The organism is Rossellomorea sp. NS-SX7, assembly GCF_052828565.1.
Window position 1 is genome coordinate 1,483,388 of the sequence record NZ_CM128249.1, and the last position, 19,059, is coordinate 1,502,446.

The 19,059-nt window shown below is 42.2% G+C and carries 19 protein-coding genes; all 19 read left to right on the forward strand.

Translation table 11 applies throughout. From position 1 onward, the window contains the following. Positions 1-92 precede the first annotated feature (92 nt). The 19 genes from rimP to dapA all read left to right on the forward strand — a co-directional run bounded on the left by rimP (position 93) and on the right by dapA (position 18,448). Entirely contained in the window at positions 93-560 is a 468-nt protein-coding gene (gene rimP / locus ACUXV2_RS07260) for a ribosome maturation factor RimP (RefSeq protein WP_446246353.1), read from the forward strand. Between the two features lie 38 nt (positions 561-598). Then, positions 599-1,732: a transcription termination factor NusA gene (nusA, locus tag ACUXV2_RS07265; RefSeq protein ID WP_446246354.1), complete on the forward strand. Its 1,134-nt coding sequence runs from the start codon at positions 599-601 to the stop codon at positions 1,730-1,732. Positions 1,733-1,741: 9 nt separating this feature from the next. Beyond that, on the forward strand, positions 1,742-2,011 hold the full coding sequence (gene rnpM / locus ACUXV2_RS07270) for an RNase P modulator RnpM (protein WP_446247014.1): 270 nt from the start codon (positions 1,742-1,744) through the stop codon (positions 2,009-2,011). Between the two features lie 10 nt (positions 2,012-2,021). Further along, positions 2,022-2,324 (forward strand): YlxQ family RNA-binding protein, encoded by a 303-nt coding sequence (locus ACUXV2_RS07275; protein ID WP_446246355.1) that lies wholly within the window; start codon positions 2,022-2,024, stop codon positions 2,322-2,324. A 20-nt stretch (positions 2,325-2,344) separates the two neighbouring features. Then, positions 2,345-4,546 (forward strand): translation initiation factor IF-2, encoded by a 2,202-nt coding sequence (infB, locus tag ACUXV2_RS07280; RefSeq protein ID WP_446246356.1) that lies wholly within the window; start codon positions 2,345-2,347, stop codon positions 4,544-4,546. Beyond that, positions 4,543-4,821: a DUF503 domain-containing protein gene (locus ACUXV2_RS07285; protein ID WP_446246357.1), complete on the forward strand. Its 279-nt coding sequence runs from the start codon at positions 4,543-4,545 to the stop codon at positions 4,819-4,821. The genes infB and ACUXV2_RS07285 overlap by 4 nt, the downstream gene beginning before the upstream one ends. Positions 4,822-4,878: 57 nt before the next feature. Next, the gene (gene rbfA / locus ACUXV2_RS07290; protein ID WP_224873978.1) at positions 4,879-5,250 is read left to right on the forward strand and encodes a 30S ribosome-binding factor RbfA; all 372 of its coding nucleotides are present in this window, start codon (positions 4,879-4,881) and stop codon (positions 5,248-5,250) included. A gap of 85 nt (positions 5,251-5,335) precedes the next feature. Then, positions 5,336-6,244: a tRNA pseudouridine(55) synthase TruB gene (truB, locus tag ACUXV2_RS07295; protein ID WP_446246358.1), complete on the forward strand. Its 909-nt coding sequence runs from the start codon at positions 5,336-5,338 to the stop codon at positions 6,242-6,244. Between the two features lie 18 nt (positions 6,245-6,262). Then, positions 6,263-7,207, forward strand: coding sequence for a bifunctional riboflavin kinase/FAD synthetase (gene ribF, locus ACUXV2_RS07300; RefSeq protein WP_446246359.1), 945 nt, complete (start codon positions 6,263-6,265; stop codon positions 7,205-7,207). A gap of 135 nt (positions 7,208-7,342) precedes the next feature. After that, the gene (rpsO, locus tag ACUXV2_RS07305; protein ID WP_032088789.1) at positions 7,343-7,612 is read left to right on the forward strand and encodes a 30S ribosomal protein S15; all 270 of its coding nucleotides are present in this window, start codon (positions 7,343-7,345) and stop codon (positions 7,610-7,612) included. A gap of 373 nt (positions 7,613-7,985) precedes the next feature. Beyond that, positions 7,986-10,106 (forward strand): polyribonucleotide nucleotidyltransferase, encoded by a 2,121-nt coding sequence (gene pnp, locus ACUXV2_RS07310; protein ID WP_446246360.1) that lies wholly within the window; start codon positions 7,986-7,988, stop codon positions 10,104-10,106. 119 nt (positions 10,107-10,225) lie between these two features. After that, on the forward strand, positions 10,226-11,263 hold the full coding sequence (locus ACUXV2_RS07315) for a polysaccharide deacetylase family protein (RefSeq protein WP_446246361.1): 1,038 nt from the start codon (positions 10,226-10,228) through the stop codon (positions 11,261-11,263). A 32-nt stretch (positions 11,264-11,295) separates the two neighbouring features. Next, positions 11,296-12,537 (forward strand): M16 family metallopeptidase, encoded by a 1,242-nt coding sequence (locus ACUXV2_RS07320; protein WP_446246362.1) that lies wholly within the window; start codon positions 11,296-11,298, stop codon positions 12,535-12,537. Between the two features lie 122 nt (positions 12,538-12,659). Continuing rightward, positions 12,660-12,893: a YlmC/YmxH family sporulation protein gene (locus ACUXV2_RS07325; RefSeq protein ID WP_446247015.1), complete on the forward strand. Its 234-nt coding sequence runs from the start codon at positions 12,660-12,662 to the stop codon at positions 12,891-12,893. 612 nt (positions 12,894-13,505) lie between these two features. Next, positions 13,506-14,408, forward strand: coding sequence for a dipicolinic acid synthetase subunit A (gene dpaA / locus ACUXV2_RS07330; protein ID WP_446247016.1), 903 nt, complete (start codon positions 13,506-13,508; stop codon positions 14,406-14,408). Then, a complete protein-coding gene (locus ACUXV2_RS07335) occupies positions 14,405-14,998 on the forward strand; it encodes a dipicolinate synthase subunit B (protein ID WP_446246363.1) in 594 nt (197 codons plus the stop codon). Before dpaA ends, ACUXV2_RS07335 begins: the two co-directional genes overlap by 4 nt. A 178-nt stretch (positions 14,999-15,176) precedes the next feature. Next, positions 15,177-16,226 (forward strand): aspartate-semialdehyde dehydrogenase, encoded by a 1,050-nt coding sequence (gene asd / locus ACUXV2_RS07340; protein WP_446247017.1) that lies wholly within the window; start codon positions 15,177-15,179, stop codon positions 16,224-16,226. An 88-nt stretch (positions 16,227-16,314) separates the two neighbouring features. Further along, complete coding sequence (gene dapG / locus ACUXV2_RS07345) at positions 16,315-17,553, forward strand: aspartate kinase (protein WP_446246364.1); 1,239 nt, start codon at positions 16,315-16,317, stop codon at positions 17,551-17,553. Between the two features lie 25 nt (positions 17,554-17,578). Then, positions 17,579-18,448 (forward strand): 4-hydroxy-tetrahydrodipicolinate synthase, encoded by an 870-nt coding sequence (gene dapA / locus ACUXV2_RS07350; RefSeq protein WP_446246365.1) that lies wholly within the window; start codon positions 17,579-17,581, stop codon positions 18,446-18,448. Positions 18,449-19,059 lie beyond the last annotated feature (611 nt).

Sequence of the window (19,059 nt, forward strand, 5' to 3'; positions counted from 1 at the left end):
GGTCGCACCCCACTCTTTCGTTATTACATGGGGATTTTTAACGATTATTTCTAGTCTTGGTGCAAGATTTTCATATAGACCAGGAGGTAAGTATGAGCAAAATTATTACACTAGTAGAAGAACTTGTCACACCTATTCTAGATGACATGTCATTAGAACTCATTGATATGGAATACGTAAAGGAAGGTTCCAATTGGTTCCTCCGTGTTTTCATCGATAAGGATTCAGGTGTTGACATTGAAGAATGCGGAATGGTCAGCGAACGATTAAGTGAGAAGCTGGATGAAATCGATCCAATCACACACAATTATTTCCTGGAAGTCTCTTCACCAGGTGCAGAACGTCCTTTGAAAAATGAAAAGGATTTTCAAAAATCAATCGGAAAGAATGTTTACGTAAAAACGTATGAACCGATTGGTGGGGAAAAAGCTTTTGAAGGAACGTTGCTATCCTATTCTTCAGAAACAATTGTATTGGAAGTAACAATCAAAACACGAAAAAAGAAGGTTGAAATTCCTGCTGATAAAGTTGCGATCGCAAGATTAGCTGTTACTTTCTAAAAGGATACAACCGTATAATAAAGGGGGATGACACCACCATGAGCACTCAGTTATTAGATGCTCTAACTGTTTTAGAGAAAGAAAAAGGCATCGCAAGAGATGTGATCATTGAAGCAATTGAAGCAGCTTTGGTTTCAGCTTATAAAAGAAACTTTAATCAAGCACAGAATGTCCGTGTTGACCTTAACCTTGAAACCGGCACCATGCGGGTATTCGCCCGTAAAGAAGTCGTTGAGGAAGTCTTTGATTCCCGTCTTGAAATTTCAGTTGAAGATGCCGGGGAAATCAACCCAAGCTATGAAGTCGGCGATGTAGTGGAATTAGAGGTTACACCTAAAGATTTCGGACGAATTGCTGCTCAAACAGCCAAACAAGTTGTTACACAACGTGTAAGGGAAGCGGAACGCGGGATCATTTATTCTGAGTTTGTCGATCGTGAAGAGGATATCATGACAGGTATCGTGCAGCGCCAGGACAATCGATTCATTTATGTAGCTTTGGGCAAGATTGAAGCGCTCCTTCCTGTGAGTGAACAAATGCCTAATGAAACGTATAAACCTCATGACCGGATTAAAGTATTTATCACAAAGGTCGAAAAAACGACAAAAGGTCCTCAAATCTTTGTATCCCGTACTCACCCAGGCTTATTAAAACGTTTATTCGAGATTGAAGTTCCTGAAATTTTCGACGGTACGGTAGAAATCAAATCGGTAGCTCGTGAAGCCGGCGACCGATCCAAGATTTCCGTCCATGCTGAAAATTCCGAGATCGATCCGGTTGGAGCGTGTGTCGGGACAAAAGGAGCACGTGTACAGGCCATTGTCAATGAATTAAAAGGCGAGAAGATAGATATTGTACAGTGGTCAGAAGATCCGGTTACATTTGTCGCGAATGCTTTGAGTCCATCAAAAGTACTGGATGTCCAAGTGAATGAAGAAGACAAAGCAACCAGAGTGGTCGTACCTGATTATCAACTTTCACTTGCCATAGGTAAACGAGGGCAGAATGCACGTCTCGCGGCTAAATTGACAAATTGGAAGATTGATATCAAGAGTGAAACAGATGCACGTGAACTTGGACTCTATCCTCGTGAAGAAGCATTCCTTCCTCAAGATGAAGAAGAAGAGTATGATAACGAACCTTTGAATATTGATTTCGATGATCAAGAGTAAGAGGTGAAAATCATGAGCAGTAAAAAGATTCCATTGCGCAAATGTGTAGCAACTGGAGAAATGAAACCAAAGAAAGAAATGATACGGATTGTCCGCTCAAAAGAAGGAGAAGTATCGATTGACCCAACAGGCAAGAAGTCAGGGCGCGGTGCTTACCTTTCAAAGGATAAAGAAGTCATTTTACAGGCGAAAAAGAAAAATACTTTAGCCAATCAATTACAAGCAAAGATAGACGATTCCATTTATGATGAATTGATAAGTCTTGTAGAGAAGGAGTAACGTTTAGCGTATGAAACAAGATCGTTGGATGTCACTTTTAGGGTTGGCGAATCGGGCACGAAAGATTATATCAGGTGAAGAATTGGTGATAAAGGAAGTCCGGAGCGGAAGAGCAAAGCTTGTCCTGATTTCCAAAGATGCTTCCGCAAACACACACAAGAAGGTCACAGATAAATGCAAATCTTATCACGTGCCGGTCAGGTTTGTGGAAGACAGATATATCCTCGGTAATTCGATAGGAAAAGAAGCCAGGGTGGTTGTAGCTTTATCCGATAAAGGATTTGCCGATAAATTATCTGAAATGCTCGATTGAATCTCAATGGGGGTGAACATATGAGCAAGACGCGTGTTTATGAATATGCAAAAAAATATAATGTTTCAAGCAAAGATGTTATTTCTAAATTAAAGCAATTGAATATTGAGGTATCAAATCATATGGCAACAATAGAAGACGACACGGTGAAAAAATTAGATTCGATGTTTTCCGGTAATTCAAATGCAAAAGAGCAGGGAAACAAGTCAGCTCAAAAAAATTCCGGTCAAAAACAAAACTCTGCTAAAGAAGAAAATTCCCCTAACATGGGCAAGGTGAAGTCTGCCCCTAAAAACCGTGAAGGGAAAAAACACGAACAGCAGTCCCAATCAAAGGAGAAGAAAGTTTTCAATAATAATAACAATAACAACAACAAAAAAAATAAAAATAACAGAAACAATAAACCTAATAAAAACTTCAAGCAGGCTCCACAGCAGCAACAGCAGCAGCCTGCCAAGAAGAAGGAGCTTCCTTCAAAGATCACTTTCTCTGAATCATTGTCGGTTGCTGAACTTGCCAAGAAACTTCATAAAGAGCCTTCTGAAATCATCAAGAAGCTATTCATGCTTGGCGTTATGGCAACGATCAACCAGGAACTTGATAAAGATTCAATCGAATTGATTGCCGGTGAATACGGAGTAGAGGTTGAAGAAGAAATCAAAATCGATACGACAGACCTTGGTGTGTACTTCACTGAAGATGCTGAAGATCAATTGAAGGAGCGTCCTTCAGTTGTAACGATCATGGGTCACGTCGACCATGGTAAAACGACACTTCTTGATTCAATCCGTAATACGAAGGTGACAGCAGGCGAAGCAGGTGGGATTACACAGCATATCGGTGCTTATCAAGTAGAAGTGGAAGGAAAGAAAATCACTTTCCTTGATACTCCTGGACATGCTGCCTTCACTACAATGCGTGCCCGCGGTGCTCAAGTAACGGATATCGCAATCATTGTGGTTGCAGCAGACGATGGTGTCATGCCTCAGACTGTGGAAGCAATCAATCACGCAAAGGCTGCTGAAGTGCCTATCATCATTGCTGTGAATAAAATGGACAAGGAAGCAGCTAACCCGGACCGTGTCATGCAGGAACTGACAGAATATGAGCTTGTACCTGAAGCTTGGGGTGGAGACACCATTTTCGTTCCACTATCAGCGTTATCGGGAGAAGGTATTGATAACCTTCTTGAGATGATTGTCCTTGTAAGTGAAGTGGAAGAGCTGAAAGCAAATCCAGAGCGTCTTGCACTTGGTACAGTCATCGAGGCCCAGTTGGATAAGGGCCGCGGATCTGTAGCTACTTTATTGGTGCAAAATGGTTCACTTAAAGTCGGAGATCCGATTGTAGTAGGAAACACATTCGGCCGTGTTCGAGCGATGGTTAATGATCTTGGCCGCCGTGTTAAAGAAGTGGGGCCATCTACACCGGTTGAAATCACTGGTCTTAATGATGTACCTCAGGCAGGGGATCGTTTTGTCGTATTTGAAGACGAGAAAACGGCACGTTCCGTTGGTGAAGCCCGTGCTTCTCAAGCCCTTCAGGCCCAGCGTGGCGAAAAATCCAAAGTAAGCCTTGAGACTTTATTTGAACAAATGAAACAAGGTGAAATGAAGGACCTTAACCTTGTACTTAAGGCAGACGTACAAGGTTCTGTAGAAGCCTTGGCTGCTTCATTGCTGAAAATTGAAGTAGAAGGTGTAAAAATTAACATCATTCACACTGGTGTAGGGGCTATCAATGAGTCTGACATCACTCTTGCATCCGCATCGAATGCAATTGTCATTGGATTTAATGTGCGCCCGGATGTAAATGCGAAGCGTGCTGCTGATGCAGAAGGTGTAGAAATCCGTTTACACCGCATCATTTATAAAGTGATGGAAGAAATTGAAGCAGCAATGAAAGGGATGCTTGATCCTGAATTTGAAGAAAAGATTATTGGTCAGGCAGAAGTTCGCCAGACATTTAAAGTGTCTAAAGTTGGTACGATTGCGGGAAGCTATGTAACAGAAGGTAAAATTTCTCGCGACTCTGGCGTACGTCTGATCCGTGATGGCGTCGTAATCTTTGAAGGCGAGCTTGATGCTCTAAAACGCTTCAAGGATGATGCGAAGGAAGTTGCAAAAGGATATGAATGTGGAATTACGATCAAAAACTTCAATGATGTTAAAGAAGGCGATGTTATCGAAGCCTATGTTATGGAGGAAATCACTCGTAAATGATCACATATGTTGAATGTGAGTGCATGATTCATGATTCTCACTCTTTAAAAGAGAAAAGAGCTGTATTACAGAGAGTGCTTACTCGATTAAAACAGAAATATAATGTAGCTGTTTCTGAAATAGATCACCAGGATGTATGGCAAAGAACGAGAATAGCCATTGTCACCGTGTCTTCTACCAGGGCGTCCAGTGAAAAAGAAATGGAAAATGCATTGAAGTTTATCGATTCTTTCCCTGAATGGGAAAGAGTCGATACGATAAGAGAATTGATTTAATGGATGACACTCACGCTTCAACGCTAACACTAATGATATAAATATGGGGTGATATTGATGAGCCATCGTGCAAATCGAGTTGGCGAGCAAATGAAGAAAGAGCTCAGCGATATTATCGGACGGAAAATTAAGGACCCGCGTATTGGTTTTGTAACAGTTACGGATGTACAGGTTTCCGGAGATCTTCAACAGGCAAAAGTATACATCACTGTACTTGGCGGAGAAGACCAAAGAGAAAATACATTGAAGGGTCTGGCGAAGGCGAAAGGATTCATCCGTTCCGAAGTGGGACAGCGAGTCCGTCTTCGTAAAACACCGGAAATAATCTTTGAGTTTGATGAATCGATCGAATATGGTAATCATATTGAAACTTTACTTCGTAAAGTACAAGATGAGCCGGAAGAAGATTCACAGAATAAAGACGAGTAAGAAGAGAGGGCTGATCCAAGCGGGAACCATTTTCGTAGGGGTCAGTCTTTTCTTATGATTTTTGATAAGGAACGGAGGTTTGGATATGAACGGAATATTACCATTATGGAAACCGAAGGGCATGACTTCGCATGACTGTGTATTTAAATTAAGGAAATTGCTACGAACGAAGAAAGTGGGGCACACAGGCACTCTTGACCCTGAAGTATCGGGTGTCCTTCCCATCTGCATCGGAAGAGCGACGAAAATAGCTGAATATATCACTTCAGCAGGGAAGACATACGAGGGAGAAGTAACACTCGGTTATTCTACCACTACCGAAGATGCCTGGGGAGAAGCGGTTGAAACCAAGCCTGTTGAAATACCGATCGACAGAAGCAGAGTGGAGGGGATATTGAGAGAATTGACGGGTGAAATCACTCAGACACCACCGATGTATTCTGCTGTTAAAGTGAATGGTAAAAGGCTTTATGAATATGCGCGGAAAGGCATTGAAGTGGAAAGGCCATCGAGAAAAGTCCAGATTCATGAATTGGAGCTTTTGGAGGATTGGACAGAATTGGAGGAGGGGTATCCTCGCTTTTCATTTAAAGTATCCTGCAGTAAAGGGACATACGTAAGGACCCTTGCTGTGGAAATCGGGAAGCAGCTTGGCTATCCTGCCCATATGTCTTCGCTTACCCGTACGAAATCAGCCAGTTTTACTCAAGCGGAGTGCTTCACGTTGGAAGAGGTCGAGGAATATGTTCAAAGCGAAAGAGCCGGAGACCTTCTTTTCCCTTTGGAATTGGGGCTTTCTCATTTGCCGAAAATGGCAATTAGTGATACATTAGCAGAGAAAGTGAAGAACGGTGCACGCTTAAATGAGCCTGGTGATTGGCCTGGTGAATCAGAAGTGGTGATGGACCATAACGGACGCGCCATTGCTATTTATCAACGCCACCCTGACAAACCTGAGGTCATTAAGCCTGTTAAAGTACTATTCAACGATTAGTGAAAAAGGTGAAATTCTGTGAAATTAATTACTGTCCATCATCCTCATTCGTTTAGTAAAGATGAATTCCCCCCCATGGTCCTGGCGCTGGGTTATTTTGACGGCGTTCACAAAGGGCACCAGAGGGTAATCAGAACGGCTGTTGAAACGGCAAGGGAACAAAATGTACATAGTGCTGTGATGACGTTTGATCCCCATCCTTCTGTTGTACTGGGGCATAAGCACAAACATATACATCTCATTACCCCCCTTGAAGATAAAAAGGGAATCATAAGTGACTTAGGGGTGGACTATTTATTTGTGGTGCGCTTCACTTCAGAATTTGCCAGTCTTTTGCCGCAGGAATTTGTGGATCAATATATCATCGATTTAAATGTATTGCATGTAGTGGCGGGATTTGACTATTCTTATGGAAGAATGGGAAAAGGAACGATGGAAACCCTGCCTTTTCACTCGAGGGAGAGGTTTACTTCCACTACTGTCCCGAAGCTAACCGAGGAAGAAGACAAAATCAGTTCTACCTTGATCCGTGAAAGTCTGAAGGAAGGGAACGTAAGAAGGGTTTCTAAGCTTTTGGGCAGACCTTACAGAATGAAGGGCACCGTTATACATGGTGATAAACGCGGCAGGAAAATCGGCTTTCCTACAGCGAATATAGAAATGGCACATGCCTATTTGACTCCTAAAAACGGGGTATACGCCGTACGTATGGGGATCCACGGTCAATGGTATGATGGGGTGTGTAATGTCGGTTTTAAACCTACATTTAAAAATCCTGATGAATATTCTTTATCAATCGAAGTTCATTTATTTGATTTCCATTCCTCCATCTATGGAGAAGAGGTATATGTGGAATGGTTTGAGAGAATAAGGGATGAACAGAAATTTTCGGGTATTGAAGAGCTGATTTCCCAAATTCAGAAGGATAAAGAAACCGCCATCTCATACTTTTCAGGAATTTGATGTTATCACTTGATTTTTGTAGAAAAAAGTAGTATTCTAAATAGCGTATGAAATGAACCTTTGCTTGGCATCACGAATCACCAACGTATGCTCGGTAACAGGGGATTTGAAAGAAATTATTAGGAGGTGAAAAGGATGGCTATCACTAAAGAGCGTAAAAACGAACTTATCAGTGAATACAAAACACATGAGAACGATACTGGATCTCCAGAAGTTCAAATTGCTGTCCTAACAGAAGAAATTAACAACCTGAACGATCACTTGCGCGTTCATAAGAAAGACCACCACTCTCGTCGCGGTCTTCTTAAAATGGTAGGTCACCGTCGTAATCTTTTATCTTACCTGCGTAAGAAAGATGTACAACGCTACCGTGAGTTAATTAACAAATTAGGTTTACGTCGATAATCAGACACAAGGAAGCGGGAATATTTCCCGCTTTTTCTTTAGTTTTTATAAGTGGAAATCTTTGTATGATTGACCATCATTTTTTTATCCGTCATTCAAAGATTTTATTTCAAAAGTATTCATATAGCGTTTTTTTGTCTACAATACATAATAAGAAAAGCGGATTGGCTTTTGTGGGAGACGGCTGCTTTTGCTGTGTCTGGTTATAAGAAGCCGTAGTTAAATTGCTCTGCTTAGCAAAAAGGCATTAAGATTCATACTTATTTGAATATAACGGCACTCTAGTGCATGATATAGATTACTGAAATGTATTAATACGGGTAAGGTAAAACCGACACCCTTTAAGTGATGTATAAAGAGAGGGGTACACTATATGGAACAAACTAAACAAACCTTTTCCATCGAATGGGCTGGAAGAGAATTAACGGTGGAAGTGGGTCAATTGGCCAAACAAGCCAATGGGGCAGTATTGGTGCGCTACGGAGATACAGCAGTACTTAGCAGTGCAACTGCGTCTAAAGAACCGAAACCGCTGGATTTCTTTCCATTAACAGTTAACTATGAAGAAAGATTATATGCAGTTGGTAAAATCCCTGGAGGATTTATCAAACGTGAAGGGCGTCCAAGTGAAAAAGCCATCTTAGCCAGCCGCTTAATCGACCGCCCAATCCGCCCGTTATTTGCAGACGGATTCCGTAATGAAGTACAGGTCATCAGCATGGTCATGAGTGTAGATCAGAATTGTTCGTCCGAAATGGCGGCTATGTTTGGATCTTCACTTGCCCTGTCGGTATCTGATATTCCTTTCGAAGGTCCGATTGCCGGTGTGATAGTAGGACTTATTGATGGAGAGTTCATCATTAACCCTTCAGTGGAGCAGCTTGAGAAGAGTGAAATCCACCTTTCAGTGGCAGGAACAAAGGATGCAATCAACATGGTTGAGGCAGGGGCAGATGAAGTTCCTGAAGAAACGATGCTCGAAGCCATTATGTTCGGTCATGAAGAAATCAAACGATTAGTAGCATTCCAAGAAGAAATCGTTGCAAAAGTCGGAAAAGAAAAACTAGAAATAAAGCTCTTCGAACTTGATCAGGAACTGGAAGCAGAAGTACGTTCACTATGTGAAGAAGAATTGATTCCTGCTATTCAAGTTCAGGAAAAGCACGCACGTGAAGAAGCAATCAGTGCCGTTAAAAATAAAGTAATCGCAGCATTTGAAGAAAAAGAAGCAGAAGAAGACACCTTGAAGCAAGTGAAAAAGATCCTGGACAAACTTGTTAAAAATGAAGTGCGTCGTCTGATCACTCAAGATAAAGTACGTCCTGATGGCCGTAAAGTAGATGAGATCCGTCCGCTTTCTTCAGAAGTGGGCCTTCTGCCAAGAACGCATGGTTCCGGATTATTTACACGTGGACAAACTCAGGCACTCAGCATTTGTACATTAGGTGCCTTAGGCGATGTGCAAATCCTTGATGGATTGGGAATTGAAGAGTCCAAGCGTTTCATGCACCATTACAATTTCCCTCAATTCAGTGTAGGGGAAACAGGCCCTATCAGAGGACCAGGCCGTCGTGAAATCGGACATGGTGCTCTAGGTGAGCGTGCACTTGAGCCGATCATTCCAAATGAAAAAGATTTCCCTTATACAATCAGACTTGTATCCGAAGTCCTTGAATCGAATGGTTCTACTTCACAAGCGAGTATTTGTGCAAGTACACTAGCGATGATGGATGCAGGTGTACCGATTAAAGCCCCTGTAGCAGGTATTGCAATGGGTCTGGTTAAATCCGGTGAACATTATTCCATTCTTACTGATATTCAAGGTATGGAAGATTTCCTTGGCGATATGGACTTTAAGGTAGCAGGTACTTCCAAAGGTGTAACAGCCCTTCAAATGGATATCAAGATTGAAGGTTTATCGAGAGAGATTCTTGAAGAAGCGCTTCAGCAAGCTAAGATTGGCAGAATGCAAATCCTTGACAGCATGCTTGCAACATTGGGTGAGTCAAGATCTTCCCTTTCTCAATATGCGCCAAAGATTCTTACAATGCATATCAATCCTGACAAAATCCGTGATGTTATTGGGCCGAGCGGTAAGCAAATCAATAAGATCATTGATGAAACTGGTGTCAAGATTGATATTGAACAAGATGGAACCATCTTCATTTCCTCAACAGATGAAGAAATGAATAAAGTAGCTAAGAAAACGATTGAAGATATCGTAAGAGAAGTTGAAGCTGGGCAAATGTATCTCGGTAAAGTGAAACGAATTGAAAAATTCGGTGCATTTGTAGAAATCTTTGCCGGAAAAGACGGATTGGTTCATATTTCTGAGATTGCAGAAGAACGCATCAGAAAAGTCGAAGATGTCGTTGCAATCGGCGATGAAATCTTAGTAAAAGTCCTTGATGTAGATAATCAAGGAAGAGTCAACCTATCCAGAAAAGCCGTGCTTAAAGAACAACGCGAAAAAGAAGAACAAAATCAAGCATAATGTACAGACAGGCTGTCCTGTAAGGAGATCATTCTTCCGACAGGCAGCCTTTTTCTATGGTGTTTAAACTGCGTTCTACCTTGTCCATTAAACTCATATGTTAAAAAAGAGGAAGGTGAATGCAGGTGGAAAAAAAATACTTGATTGGAATTTGTGTAATTGCTATTCTGACAATATTAGCTGTTGAAAATCCATTAACAGATCAGTATGTACTCAGCTTAAAGCAGGAAACAGCAGCCGTAAACGGCACTGTAAGTACCATGGCAGTCAGCGGCAGTATAAATAATGAAGATTTAGCACAAAAAATAAAGGAAGCAGCAAAAACAAACTCTTTTCCCGCTCAAAATGCCAAGATTGATTCGGTGTGGAAGGCTACTCCAGGTTATAACGGGGTAAAAATAGATATTGATAAATCGTTGCATAATATGAAGAAGAACGCTGTTTTTTCTGAAGAGAAACTCGTTTATAAACAAATCCCACCACAAACACATTTGTCCGATTTACCACCTTCCCCGGTATACCGTGGAAATCCGGATAAGCCTATGGCTTCTTTTATCATTAATGTTGCGTGGGGAAATGAGTATATTCCCGATATGCTTGCTACTTTGAAAAAGCATCACGTTTATGCTACCTTTTTTCTAGAGGGCAGGTGGGTAAAGAATAATCCGGAGTTAGCTAAGATGATAGTGGATGCAGGTCATGAAATAGGAAATCATTCTTATTCCCATCCAAATATGGAGACACTCGAAACATCAAAAGTGATCGAGGAATTAAAAAAGACAAATGAAATCATTGAAGTGACGACTGGGGAAAAGGTGAAATGGTTTGCACCGCCAAGCGGAAGTTACAGGGATGAAGTAGTGAAAATCGCTCACCAGATGGATATGCGCACCATCATGTGGAGTGTCGATACGATTGATTGGCAAAAACCTCAGCCTGATGTTCTCATCAACCGAGTGATGTCAAAAGTGCACAAAGGAGCCATCATCCTTATGCATCCAACCGCTTCAACCGCAAACTCATTAAACAGCTTAATTGTTCAAATAAAAGACAAAGAGCTTCGCCTGGGAACCATTTCGAGTTTATTCAAAGAAGAAAGGATTCTAGAAGAGACCGATCATTCGTCAAAAGAAGGAAATGACACTACAGACTTATAAATTTGCTGCACCATGAATAGGAGGAACACTCTTTGATAAAGAAACATACTTGCCAAAATGGACTAAGAATCGTATTAGAAGAAATCCCTACTGTACGATCGGTCGCAATCGGTATTTGGATCGCTGCCGGTTCTCGGAATGAAGTACAGGATAATAATGGTATCTCGCATTTTCTTGAGCATATGTTCTTCAAAGGAACTAAAACCAAGTCTGCCAGAGAAATCGCAGAGTCATTTGATAGTATCGGTGGGCAGGTAAACGCTTTTACCTCTAAAGAATATACATGCTACTATGCGAAAGTACTTGATAATCATGCAGAATATGCACTACATACATTATCAGACATGTTTTTCAATTCCGCATTTGATATGGAAGAAATGGGCAAAGAGAAAAATGTGGTTTATGAAGAGATAAAAATGTATGAAGATACACCCGATGATATTGTCCATGATTTACTTAGTAAGGCCATTTATGAAGAACACTCGCTGGGTTATCCTATACTCGGTACCGAAGGCACTCTGAGTACGTTTGATCAGGATAAATTAAAGCAATACATGCATGATATGTATACTCCAGATCAAGTAGTCGTATCGGTAGCAGGAAATGTGGACGAAAGCTTCATCAAGGAAGTTGAAAAACTTTTTGGCTCGTACGAAGGCGGTAAAGGACCTGAGGAGAGGGCGCAGCCTTCATTCAAGTACAATAAACTTGCCCGGAAAAAAGATACGGAACAAGCTCATCTATGCCTGGGCTTCGATGGTCTTCAAATTGGCCACAGTGATATTTATAATCTGATTGTCTTGAATAATATCGTCGGAGGAAGTATGTCTTCCCGTCTTTTCCAGGAAGTCAGGGAACAAAGGGGCTTGGCATACTCTGTATTTTCTTATCACTCCGCGTATCAAGACAGCGGTATGGTAACCATCTATGGCGGTACGGGAGCGAATCAGTTAGATCAATTATTTGATACCATTCACCACACGCTTCAAGAATTAAAAGCTGAGGGCATCACTTCCAAAGAGTTGACCAATAGTAAGGAACAACTGAAAGGAAACCTGATGTTAAGCTTGGAAAGTACGAACAGCCGTATGAGCAGGAACGGTAAAAACGAATTATTATTAAAGCGTCATCGGACGCTGGATGAGATAGTAGAGGAAATCGACGGTGTTACTATGGATAAGGTCAATCGTGTTGCAAAGGACATTTTTACAGATGACTATGCAGCTGCACTGATCAGTCCTGATGGGAATCTTCCAAAAAACTTTAAACAATGACTTCATTGAATGAAAAGCAGGTGAAAGCCTGCTTTTTATTTTTCCTCGGACAGAAAGTCCTTCTAAACGTACAAGACAATGTATACATTGTACTACAGAGCAAAATAGGAGGATTGATGACAGTGAGGTTGAGTGAGCTGAGCGGAAAAGAGATCGTGGACTATCGAAAAGCTGAAAGGCTGGGCGTGCTTGGTCAAACCGATTTAGAGTTTAATGATAAATCAGGCCAGATTCATGCCTTGGTCATACCGACAGGTAAATGGATGCGTAAACAAGGAGGAGAAATCAGGGTCCCTTGGCATCAGATCAGAACGATTGGTACGGATATGATCATCTTGGAGGTTTCAAACGATTAACCTATATATTGACTTAAAGGAAGAACGGGGATAAGCCCCGTTCTTTTTTTATTTAAGTTTAAAAGGCCAGGAAGGCAAAGAACACCTTAGTGGCCTGTTCGTCTTATGCCACACGCCTCTGAGTATAGCCCCTCCGCTTTTCTTATTGTCCAGCTCCGGCGGCTAGAGGCTCGAGACATAAGCCATGCCATCCAAAAAGGCGAAGAGCGCCTTTATGGCTGCCCTGTCTTATGCTTTTCGCCTCTGAGCGAGCCGCCTCCGCTTTTCTTATTGTCTAGCTCCGGGGCTTAGAGGCACATGTCATAAGTCAAAGTCAAACAGGCCAAGAAGGCAAAGAGCGCCTTCGTGGCCTGTTTGCCTTATGCCACACGCCTCTGAGCAAAGCCCCTCCGCTTTTCTTATTGTCCAGCTCCGGCGGCTAGAGGCTCGAGACATAAGCCATGCCATCCAAAAAGGCAAAGAGCGCCTTTATGGCTGCCCTGTCTTATGCTTTTCGCCTCTGAGCGAGCCGCCTCCGCTTTTCTTTTCACCCATTCCATATCCATAACATACACTGTTGAAGTGAAAAGGGATTTAGAATAGCGATTATGTTAAAAGAAGGTGAAAGCAGTGATGTTGACCGGAATGCAGATCGCAGTTCTAGGCGGAGATGCTCGTCAACTGGAGATCATACGCAAGCTTACTGAGCTGGATGCGAAGATTTCTCTGGTTGGTTTTGAACAGTTAGATCATGCCTTTACAGGGGCTACGAAGGAAAAGTTAGATGAGTTGGACTTCTCCATTTTAGACGCCATCATCTTACCTGTACCCGGCACGAATCTACAAGGAGAAATAGATACTATCTTTTCTAATGAAAAAATATGTCTGAGTGAAGATATCGTATCGCAAACGCCAGAGCACTGTACGATCTATTCAGGAATAAGCAATAAATACTTGGATAATGTAGTCAATTCAACAAACCGGAAACTGGTTCAGTTATTTGAGAGAGATGATGTCGCCATCTATAATTCAATTCCTACAGTGGAAGGTACAATTATGATGGCTATTCAACATACGGATTTTACTATACATGGCTCTTCAATCGTCGTATTGGGATTGGGGAGAGTGGGCATGAGTGTAGCCAGGACATTCAATAACCTTGGTGCAAAAGTGAAGGTGGGAGCACGCAAAACCGAACATCTTGCCAGAATCACGGAAATGGGGCTGGAACCGTTCCATCTTGATCATTTGCCTAAAGAGGTTGAGAACTGTGATATCTGCATTAATACCATTCCTACTTCCATTATTAAAGCAAATGTTATTGCAAAGATGCCCCCGCATACCCTGATTATCGATTTAGCATCAAAACCGGGAGGCACAGACTTCCGATATGCAGAAAAGAGAGGGATAAAAGCATTGTTGGCACCGGGGCTTCCTGGCATTGTAGCTCCAAAAACTGCCGGTCAAATATTAGCCAATGTATTGGCACAGCTTCTTGAAGAAGATTTTGATTCTGGAAAGGAGAGCTTATCTTGAGTATTAAAGGAAAACGAATCGGATTTGGATTAACGGGCTCGCATTGTACTTACGATGCCGTATTCCCCGAGATCGAAAGGCTGGTTAATAACGGAGCGGAGGTCATGCCGATCGTGACTTCTACGGTGATGAATACAGAAACGCGCTTTGGAAAAGGGGAAGACTGGATCAAAAGGATCGAGAATGTAACAGGGCATAAGGTGATTGATTCAATCGTGAAAGCAGAGCCATTAGGGCCAAAAATTCCTTTGGATTGTATGGTAATAGCACCTTTGACTGGAAACTCGATGAGTAAATTTGCAAATGCCATGACGGATTCACCTGTGCTGATGGCAGCAAAAGCTACCCTCCGTAATCATCGCCCAGTCGTTTTGGGCATTTCCACAAATGATGCATTAGGGTTGAACGGCATGAATCTCATGAGGTTGATTTCAACCAAGGATATCTATTTCATCCCATTCGGCCAGGATGCTCCTGAAAGCAAACCTAAATCAATGGTTGCCAGGATGACTCTCATTCAAGAGACGGTCGAAGCGGCTATTGAAGGGAAACAACTGCAGCCGGTCATTATAGAGAAGTTCTTAGACTGATTGATTTGAAGGCTATCATCTGTTGGTTGGATGGCCTTCTTTTCATGCAGATTTATAAATCATCAAAAAACCACTATTGTCAAATAATTGTTTATGTTAAAATAACCTTTATTATAGTAAAAGACTAAATTGTTTAATACTACTATGACAAAACATAAATGGTTGGAAGGGGAGAAGAATTTTGAATACAAGTGGTTTTCATGTAGCGGTTGTCGGTGCTACAGGCGCTGTAGGACAACAGATGCTTCATACATTAGAAAAAAGGGATTTTCCGATAAAACAGCTGACATTATTATCGTCTGCCCGTTCAGCCGGTTCGACTGTAACGTTCAAAGGGAAAGAATGGACGGTTGAAGAGGCTAAGCCGGAAAGCTTCGAAGGTGTTGACATTGCGTTATTTAGTGCTGGGGGAAGTGTATCAAAACTTCTTGCTCCCGAAGCTGTTAAACGCGGTGCAATCGTGGTGGACAATACAAGTGCCTTCCGTATGGATCCGGATGTTCCGCTTGTGGTTCCGGAAGTCAATGAAGAGGACATCAAACTTCATAATGGCATCATTGCCAATCCAAACTGTTCAACGATCCAAATGGTAGCTGCTCTTGAACCACTCAGAAAAGAGGTTGGTTTAACGAAAGTGATTGTCTCTACTTATCAGGCAGTTTCAGGTGCTGGTGCTGCTGCCATCGACGAAATGCATGAACAATCACAGGCAATTTTAAATGGGGATTCATTCGAACCTTCTGTATTACCTGTAAAAGGTGATAAGAAGCATTATCAGATTGCCTTTAACGCCATTCCTCAAATTGATATGTTCCAGGACAATGGATTTACCTTCGAAGAGATGAAAATGATTAATGAAACGAAGAAAATCATGCACATGCCGTCTCTTAAGGTATCCGCAACATGTGTGAGGCTGCCGGTTGTAACAGGTCACTCTGAAAGTGTATATATTGAAATAGAAAAGGAATCAGTCTCAGTTAAAGAGCTGCAATCCTTGCTCAAACATGCACCTGGCGTAACGCTTGAGGATAATCCTGAAGAACAAGTATATCCGATGCCTGCCTACGCGGTAGGAAAGCCTGATGTATTCGTAGGGAGAGTTCGCAAGGATTTAGATGAAGATAAAGGATTCCATATGTGGATTGTCTCTGACAATTTATTAAAAGGTGCTGCGTGGAACTCGGTGCAGATTGCAGAAAGCTTGGTGAAACTGGGATTGGTTAAGTAAATTAAGAGGATTATTCTACTATTCGTTCCCTAAGTTGAACTAGTTCGTTCCCTCCATGCCTCTTGAACAATGACAATGAGGTGTAGTCATGAAAGTGATCGTTCAAAAATTTGGTGGAACATCTGTACGTGATGAGGCAAGCCGTCTAAAGGCGCTTGCTCATATTAAAGGGGCGATCGATAAGGGATATAAGGTGGTAGTAGTGGTCTCTGCTATGGGACGAAAGGGAGAGCCCTATGCCACAGACTCTTTATTATCCTTGATCGGGGGCACAAATGCACTCGTCAGTAAAAGAGAACAGGACTTACTGTTATCGTGCGGGGAAATCATCTCCAGTCTGGTTTTCTCGAATATGCTGCTTGAAAACGGCATCCGTTCTGCAGCGTTAACTGGTGCGCAGGCTGGTTTTGTCACAAACAGAGATTTTAATAATGCAAAAATCATTGAGATGCGGTGCAGCCGTCTATACAAAGAACTTGAAACTCATGATGCTGTAGTAGTAGCTGGTTTCCAAGGAGCTACAAAAGAAGGGGATATCACAACGATAGGAAGAGGGGGGAGTGATACTTCTGCTTCTGCACTTGGAGCCGCACTGAAAGCAGAGTTCATTGATATTTTTACAGATGTCGAAGGCGTCATGACTGCAGATCCCCGCATCTCGGCGAAGGCAAGGCCAATTTCTGTCGTTTCGTATAATGAAGTTTGCAACATGGCATATCAGGGAGCGAAAGTGATCCACCCGAGAGCAGTAGAAATCGCGATGAACTCTAACATTCCGATCAGAATTCGATCCACTTACTCAACGGGTGAAGGTACACTCGTGACGACAGCAGAAAATACGAAGGCACATAAAGAATTCAGAAACCACCCGGTCACAGGGATTGCCCACGTCAGTCAACTGACTCAAATAAAAGTATTCGCAAAAAAGGATCAGTATAATCTTCAGGCTGAAGTGTTCAAAGCAATGGCGAATGAAGGAATCAGTGTGGATTTCATTAACATTTCTCCCCGGGGAGTCGTCTACACCGTAGCTTCGACACTTGCTGAAAAAGCGATAACGATATTGAAAGAGAAGGGTCATGATCCTGTTGTAGAAGAAAACTGTGCTAAAATTTCAGTTGTTGGGGGCGGAATGTCCGGAGTGCCTGGAGTCACTTCAGCCATTGTCACTTCCTTGTCCGACAACGGAATCCGGATTCTGCAATCGGCAGACAGCCACACGACGATTTGGGTGCTTGTGAAAGAAAGTGAATTAATCCGTGCAGTGAATGCTCTCCATGATACATTTCAGTTAGAGAAGGCTCACTGTACATTCAAAGCAGGATAGATTTAAAAAAAGGGGAGTGTAAGTCTTGAATTTTGGCCTTGTTTCAACAGCTATGGTCACACCATTTGATCATAAAGGAAATATTGATTTTACAAAAACTACTCAGCTGATAAATTATTTGATTGATAACGGAACGGATTCTCTTGTTGTAGCTGGTACTACTGGGGAGTCCCCGACACTGACAAAAGAAGAGAAGGTTGCTTTATTTCGTCATGTGGTAAAGGTTGTGGATGGCAGGATCCCTGTGGTTGCCGGAACAGGCAGCAATAATACCCATTCTTCAATCGAATTGACGAAAAAAGCTGAAGAAGCGGGCGTAGACGCTATCATGCTGGTAGCTCCATATTATAATAAGCCCAATCAGGAAGGGTTGTTTCAGCACTTTAAAGTGATCGCTGAGTCAACCTCTTTGCCAGTTATGCTTTATAATATCCCGGGAAGATCTTCAGTGAATATTGCACCGGAAACCATTATTAGGTTATCTGAGATTGATAATGTCGTTGCAGTCAAAGAAGCAAGCGGCGATTTGGATGCAATGACTGAAATTATCTCTAAAACTTCAGAAGACTTTGCACTTTACAGCGGAGATGATGGCCTTACGCTTCCAATCCTATCAATTGGAGGGAACGGGATTGTTTCTGTGGCCTCTCATATCATCGGGAACGAAATGCAGGAAATGATTAAAGAGTTTGTGGAAGGCAATGTATCTGCTGCAGCAAAGTCTCATCAAAAGCTGTTACCGGTAATGAAAGGGTTGTTTACCAGCCCAAGTCCAACGCCAGTAAAGACGGCACTGCAATTAAAAGGCCTGGATGTAGGCTCTGTGCGTCTGCCGTTAATACCTTTAACTGAAGCAGAAAGAACAAAGCTCAGCCAGTTGATCAATTCGTTATAAGTATGTAAAAAGGCTGGGACAATAGTGTTTTAGTCTAAGGAAAACCCGAACTATACTATGAATTCTAGGATTCATTAATAGTTCGGTTTTTTTTAGTATTGTTCAAATGTGAGTTGAGTTTTTGTTTGTTCCAGCGGTTGATTGGAGTGCAAGACGAAGACTCCTGCGGGAAGAGTAGCTTATCAGAAAAGCGGAAGGGCTTTGAAGAGAGGCGGGGGGCATAAGACGAATCGGCCACGAAGGCGTTCTTTGCCTTCTTGGTCGGTTTGGCTTATGCCCCCCGCCTCTAAGTCCTGCAGCTAGACATGTGAGACCCCGCAGGCAAAGCCGAGGAGGCTCACGGGCTACCCGCGGAAAGCGAAGTCTTGCACGGAAATCAATAGCGGTATTAAAAGCCTACACAGAGATGTTCGTCTTTGGGTTTGAAGTTTCGTCTCAGGCTCATTATACGAGTGAAAAATATATCATGAAAATAAAGGATTTACTAAACCGATATCGAAATAGTTATGTAGAAAATTTATGCATACTTCGACTTTATCCAGTAGAACACCTCAGTACCTGAACGTTCCTTTGCAGGGTAAAATTGGTTGTACTTAAAAAAAGTAATCAAG